Raw genomic sequence first — 6,394 nt, 5'->3', positions numbered from 1 at the left:
ATTCAATGCATTCAAAATCAAAAATATTTGATTTACTTTTTAAAACATCCATCTTGTTTATAAGAGTGACAGAACAAGAAATAATAAAAATTCTAGACTGTAAATCACAGCGCATCTGATACAAAAACTCATTTTATACTCCTACGTCAGGTTGATCTTGTATAACAAACACTATAACTCAAGATGTAAAATAAAAAAATTGGGGGAACTTTTATATCAGCATTGTTGATAGTTTTATTTATTACAAAGAGAAAAAATTAAAATATAATTTAAGCCTCTTTTCCGAGGCAGTGCATATAAGAAGCTGCCATGATAACATTTCCATTTTGACGCAAAAGACAAAATACTGTAAACAGCCTCTCCAGGGAACACTCTATAAGAATAATAAATGAGGGGATAAATTTATGAAAAATAAAGAAATTTTAGAGTCATATGATACAAAAAATCGTGTTTTATCTATTATTGCTAGTGCATCCGGAAATTTAGTTGAGTGGTATGATTTTTATATTTACTCTTTTACATCTATCTATTTTGCATCACAGTTTTTTCCTTCAAATGGTGATGTCGTTACAGAGCTTTTAAAAGCTTCTGCTGTTTTTTTTATTGGTTTTCTTATGCGTCCAATAGGCAGTTGGCTATTCGGATTTATTTCTGATCGCTATGGGCGAAAAAAATCCTTGCTTATTTCTGTATTTATGATGTGCGGGGGCTCTTTTTTAATTGCTATTCTTCCCACTTATGAGACCATTGGAATAACAGCAGCAGTTTTACTGCTTTTTTTGCGTATGCTGCAAGGACTTTCAGCAGGCGGTGAATATGGGACAACCGCAACTTATATGAGTGAAATCGCTCTAAAAAATCATCGCGGATTTGTTGCCTCTTTTCAGTCTGGCACACTCATTGGAGGGCAACTAATAGGCACCCTGATTATATTCATTTTAGCATCCTATCTCACAGAAGATCAGTTAAAAGCGTGGGGTTGGCGTATTCCTTTTGCGATTGGTGGGATATTAGGAATTGTTTCTGTTTATCTACGCCGCTTTCTTCATGAAACGACCACTAGAGAAAGCCGTTCTCAAAAACAGACTGGAAGCATTAAAGAGCTTCTAAAAAATTATAAAAAACCTTTCTTTTTACTTGTTATTTTTGCAGCCGGGGGATCACTTACATTTTACACCTATACAACTTATATGCAAAAATATCTGATCACAACAACCGGAGTTGATAAACATACTGCCACGACTATAATGACTGCTGCACTCTTTATTTTTATGCTAATGCAACCTTTATGTGGTATTTTAGCTGATAAAATTGGGGTAAAAAATGTAGCCCTCATCTGGGGTGTATTAACGACCATTTTGACATTCCCCGGAATGAGATTGATAGGCAGCACTAACAGCCCATGGGTTGCCCTATTCGCTATTCTTGGGCTCCTTTGTATTTTAAGTTTTTATACATCCATCTCTGGAATCATAAAATCGGCGATGTTTCCTTCTTCAATAAGAACACTCGGAGTCGGAATGTCTCATGCTATTGGGAATGCATTGCTTGGTGGTTCTGCTGAATATGTTGCTCTTGAATTAAAAAGTATTGGATATGAATCAGTCTTTTATTTTTACATAACAGGCGTCATGATTATGGCGTTAATTGCGCTCATTTTGATACCAGATGTTAGAAAAGGAGGATATCTAAATGAAGCAATAGTTCCTAAATTCGATACAAAGTAAGAGAAATCCCAATAAATTTTTTTATTATGAAAAATACATTTAATATTGCTTTACCGAATGCATTTAATTGTTGAATTATCAATTGATAATGCGTTCTTTTACTTAATCATCGCTGAATAAGCGATGATTAAGTTATTTTATCACAGATTCATGAAAACTCTACGATAGAATTCAATTCTGCTAAACCACTTATTATTTGGAACATCCGCTTTTCAAACACTAAACCGGTATTTAAACTGAACCATATAATCTTGGTAGCCATTAAATAACTTAAAATATTACCTTCCCCCCTTTTCTAAAGACTATTCTTCATCTATATTTAGAGAGTTGGTTCGCCAACTATGGTAATAAATGAACAATGCAATAAACTCATTGGACCCGGGGGCGGTACCCGGCGCCTCCACCAAAATATAAAAGGTAAAAGTTATGTTTTGATGGGGGCGAAATAGGATCGACAAGGGCGTAAAGATTGCTTTTTTACTCGGCATAGTACCACCGTTATCGGACTAAGTTAGTAGTTGCAAACGACAACTATGCGGAAGCACGTCTCGCTGCGTAATGCGGTGCGAATGTTTCAAATTAAGCCTTAAATCGTCGCAGATTTAAGCGGGGTTCGGAGGCACCTGGCAACAGAAGCCTTCACTTTTAAAGGATTATAATTGATCTTTCGGATATTATTTGTCATACATTTTATGTTTTTATCGACATTAGGTGCGTCGAAAATAAAATATCTTATTATGCAACTATCATTCATACTCAGAGAGAGAGATTTTGTTAAATAAAAGGAATAAACTTCAATGGTTCAAGATCAAATCCGTTACGATGTTCTCGTTCAGGATGCACTGCGTGGAGTGATACGTAAAGTTTTATTGGAGGTTTCTAAAGCAGGACTTCCGGGAAAGCACCACTTTTTTATTACTTTTTTGACAAATGCACCAGGCGTAAAAATTTCTACTCGGCTCAAAAACCGCTACCCTGAGCAGATAACAATCGTACTACAACATCAATTTAGAAATTTAAGTGTATCGGAAACTGCTTTTGAGGTAACGCTATCTTTTCAAGAAATTAGTGAAAAATTGATAATTCCTTTTACTTCTATCCAAGTGTTCTATGATCCTGTAGCAGCATTTGAAGCAGCATTTGATTTACCTTCCAATCTTTCTACCGGAGAAGATGAAAGCTTAGAAAACTCTACTTGTACCTCTGTCATTCCGCCAAATAAGCTCAAGAAGGAAAATATTATAACAAAAGAGCAAGATACTAAAACAGAAAAAGAACCATCAAATAATGATACCAAACAAAGTGCTGATGTCGTTTCTTTGGATTCTTTTCGAAAAAACAAATAAGTTTATTCATGGCTGAACTAATTAATCTTCGTCATTTTCGAAAACAAAAAAAACGTATAAAACAAGCTGTTCATGCCGAAGAAAATCGCTATCGTTTTGGTAGAACAAAAGCTGAGAAAATTTTTGAAAAAAAAGAAGCCTTAAAGCTGAAGAAGTTTCTTGATCAAAATCATTTACGCAATGAGGAATAAAGTAGATAGAGAATGCATATTAATAGCCTTATCGATTGGTCTAAAGCGGTCCCTAAAAAAATATCTGTCCGAATTGATGGACATCCAACAAGTGTATCTTTAGAACAACCATTCATCGAAATCCTTAAGGATATAGCGCATAAAAAAGGACAATCTTTAGCTTTTATTATCACTGATATTGACAGAAAAAAACCACCGCAGATAAAGCTTTCAGCTTCATTGCGCGTTTACGCACTTCAAAGCATTCTGACTCAACGTCTTTAATATTAATGCTTTTGTTGCTTTGACAATTTGTTTTTAATCTCAATTATTACGATTTCCTTTCTTTATTAATATGGTTTTCTTTCTTTTTTATATCTAGCGTTTAAATCAAAAAAGTAGTACACCAAAGGTGCAATGAGTAATTTTTCCGATCATAAACCATTTTTTGAAGATGAGATTCTTGCCCATAAGAATAACTCTGGATTAGCCACAAACGATTTAACAGTAGAAGAAAAAACACAGTGTAATATCGATTATTTAGAAAAACTCAATCCTGCACAAAAACAAGCTGTCATGTATACAGAAGGGCCTCTTTTGGTTCTTGCCGGTGCTGGTACTGGAAAAACACGCGTTCTAACCACTCGCATTGTTCATATTTTGCGCTCTGGACTTGCATCGCATAAGCAGATACTTGCTGTAACTTTCACGAATAAAGCTGCACGTGAAATGAAAATGCGTATTGGTGAACTTATTGGAGAAACAGTTGAAGGTATGCCCTGGCTCGGAACATTCCATTCCACTGGGGCAAAAATTTTACGATACCATGCAGAACTTGTTGGTTTGAAAAACAATTTTACAATTCTTGATCGCGATGATGTTATTCGTCTTTTAAAACAACTCATTCAAGCTGAAGGATTAGATGATAAACGGTGGCCAGCACGTAATTTCGCTATGATGATTGATTCTTGGAAAAATCAAGGACTTTCACCAGAACATATTTCAGAAAGTGATTCTTATTCTTTTGGAAATGGCATGGGGCGCAAACTTTATTGCGATTATCAAAATAGATTAAAAAGCCTTAATGCTTGTGATTTTGGCGATCTTCTTCTTCATCCCACCTCTATTTTCCAACATCACCCGAATATTCTTCACGAATATCACTCTAAATTTCGCTATATTCTTGTAGATGAGTATCAAGATACGAATACAGCACAATATCTTTGGCTTCGTCTTTTGGCTCAACAACCCCAAAAACAACATGTCAATCTTTGTTATGTCGGCGATGATGATCAATCTATTTATGGATGGCGTGGTGCTAAAATTGAAAATATATTGCGCTTTGAAAAAGATTTTCCTTCTGCAAAAATTATTCGTTTAGAACATAATTATCGTTCAACGTCACACATTCTTAAAACAGCTTCTCATCTCATTTCTCATAATCAGGGAAGATTAGGAAAAACACTTTTTTCCAATAAAATCAAAACTGAAGAAGAGAAAGTAAAGATTCATACAGCATGGGATTCAGGAGAAGAAGCACGGGCAATAGGGGAAGAAATTGAAAGAGCACACAAAGCTGGCCATTCATTAAATCATATGGCCATATTAGTGCGAGCATCATTTCAAATACGCGAATTTGAAGATCGTTTTGTAACACTTGGTCTTCATTACCGCGTTATTGGTGGACCACGCTTTTATGAGCGAATGGAAATCCGTGATGCTATGGCTTATTTACGCGTTGTTTTTCAACCAGCAGATGATTTAGCTTTTGAACGCATTATCAATACACCTAAACGTGGTTTAGGTAATGCAACTTTACGCTATCTTCATGAAAGTGCACGTGCACGTGCTATTCCACTCTTTGTTGCAGCTTCTGAAATAATTGAAACAGATGAGTTAACTCCTAAAGCCCGCAGTTCTTTACGAAGCATCATTGAGGATTTTCAACGCTGGAAAAAGATGTTACAATACACACACCACAAAGAGCTTGCTGAAATAATCCTTGATGAATCAGGTTATACTGCTATGTGGTTAGAGGATCGTTCACCAGAAGCACCAACAAGACTAGAAAATCTCAAAGAAATGGTCCGTTCTATGGAGCAGTTTGAAAGTCTGCATAGTTTTTTAGAACATGTTGCACTGGTAATGGATTCTGAAAATAATGAAAAAAATATAGACGCCATCAACATTATGACTCTTCACTCAGCCAAAGGACTTGAATTTGAAACAGTTTTTCTTCCTGGCTGGGAAGAAGGACTTTTCCCTCATCAACGATCATTAGATGAAGGTGGGCGCTTAGGATTAGAAGAAGAGAGACGATTAGCTTATGTAGGGCTAACAAGAGCAAAAAAACATTTACATATATGGTTTGTATCCAATCGAAGAATTCATGGACTTTGGCAATCTTCAATTCCTTCTCGCTTTCTTGATGAATTACCAGAAGAGCATATAGAAGTAGTCGAGACAGAAACATCTTATGGCGAATATGGAAAACTGCGCTTTAAGAAGGCACAGCCATACTATAATGGTTATTCAACGCAAAAAAAAATTGACGAAAAAGTTACCATCCACTCAACATCTGATGCACCATCAAATTTTCTAATTAACGATAAAGTTTTTCACATAAAATTTGGTTATGGTCGTATTTCAGCAATAGATGATCGTAAATTAACTATTATGTTCGAAAAAGCCGGTGAAAAACGTGTGCTCGATAACTTTGTTAAAAAAGCTTAAAAGTATATTATGTATAATGAAAGCTATTTCTTTCAACTAAAAGCTCTTTCTCCCCCTTTTATTTTGAGCTCTTCTTGATGGTTATTTTGTAAAAATTCCAGAGCAAATCTTGATGTTAAAGGTAATATATTACCCTCAATTTTAAGGCGTACCGATCCATAGCATAACCGGTCAAATAGCGCATTTCATATAATGTTTTAGAAAAAAGATCATTTAATGCTACACAGAGAAAATGTTAACGAGAATAATATATCATTTAAGCATTAAAACTGTTCTTCAAAATCTACTTTAATATTTTACGTTATATAAAGAACAGATAACATCCTCTATAAATAACTCTAATGCCATTCTTTTCCCACGATTAATAAAATATCTGCCAATTTATTTCTGTATACCACGCCAATTTATAGCCATACAA

Annotated in this window: 5 protein-coding genes and 1 other RNA gene; all 6 read left to right on the top strand. The window is 35.0% G+C overall.

Going from position 1 to position 6,394, the window contains the following annotated elements:
• Nucleotides 1-404: 404 nt before the first annotated feature.
• Nucleotides 405-1,727: an MFS transporter gene (locus V5N68_RS04830; RefSeq protein ID WP_332066049.1), complete on the top strand. Its 1,323-nt coding sequence runs from the start codon at nucleotides 405-407 to the stop codon at nucleotides 1,725-1,727.
• A gap of 287 nt (nucleotides 1,728-2,014) precedes the next feature.
• Nucleotides 2,015-2,371, top strand: a transfer-messenger RNA (tmRNA) gene (gene ssrA / locus V5N68_RS04825).
• A 153-nt stretch (nucleotides 2,372-2,524) separates the two neighbouring features.
• A complete protein-coding gene (locus tag V5N68_RS04820; protein ID WP_332066048.1) occupies nucleotides 2,525-3,073 on the top strand; it encodes an SspB family protein in 549 nt (182 codons plus the stop codon).
• Between the two features lie 8 nt (nucleotides 3,074-3,081).
• Nucleotides 3,082-3,264, top strand: a complete 183-nt coding sequence (locus V5N68_RS04815; RefSeq protein WP_332066047.1) for a DUF4169 family protein — start codon at nucleotides 3,082-3,084, stop codon at nucleotides 3,262-3,264.
• A gap of 12 nt (nucleotides 3,265-3,276) precedes the next feature.
• Nucleotides 3,277-3,528: a ribbon-helix-helix domain-containing protein gene (locus V5N68_RS04810; protein WP_332066046.1), complete on the top strand. Its 252-nt coding sequence runs from the start codon at nucleotides 3,277-3,279 to the stop codon at nucleotides 3,526-3,528.
• A 132-nt stretch (nucleotides 3,529-3,660) separates the two neighbouring features.
• A complete protein-coding gene (locus tag V5N68_RS04805) occupies nucleotides 3,661-5,976 on the top strand; it encodes an ATP-dependent helicase (RefSeq protein ID WP_332066045.1) in 2,316 nt (771 codons plus the stop codon).
• Nucleotides 5,977-6,394 lie beyond the last annotated feature (418 nt).

Origin of the sequence: Bartonella eidoli (genome assembly GCF_036576145.1) — a bacterium.
Classification (GTDB): Bacteria; Pseudomonadota; Alphaproteobacteria; order Rhizobiales; family Rhizobiaceae; genus Bartonella.
The sequence above is the reverse complement of the archived record's forward strand: the minus strand, read 5'-3'. Positions and strand labels throughout refer to the sequence as shown.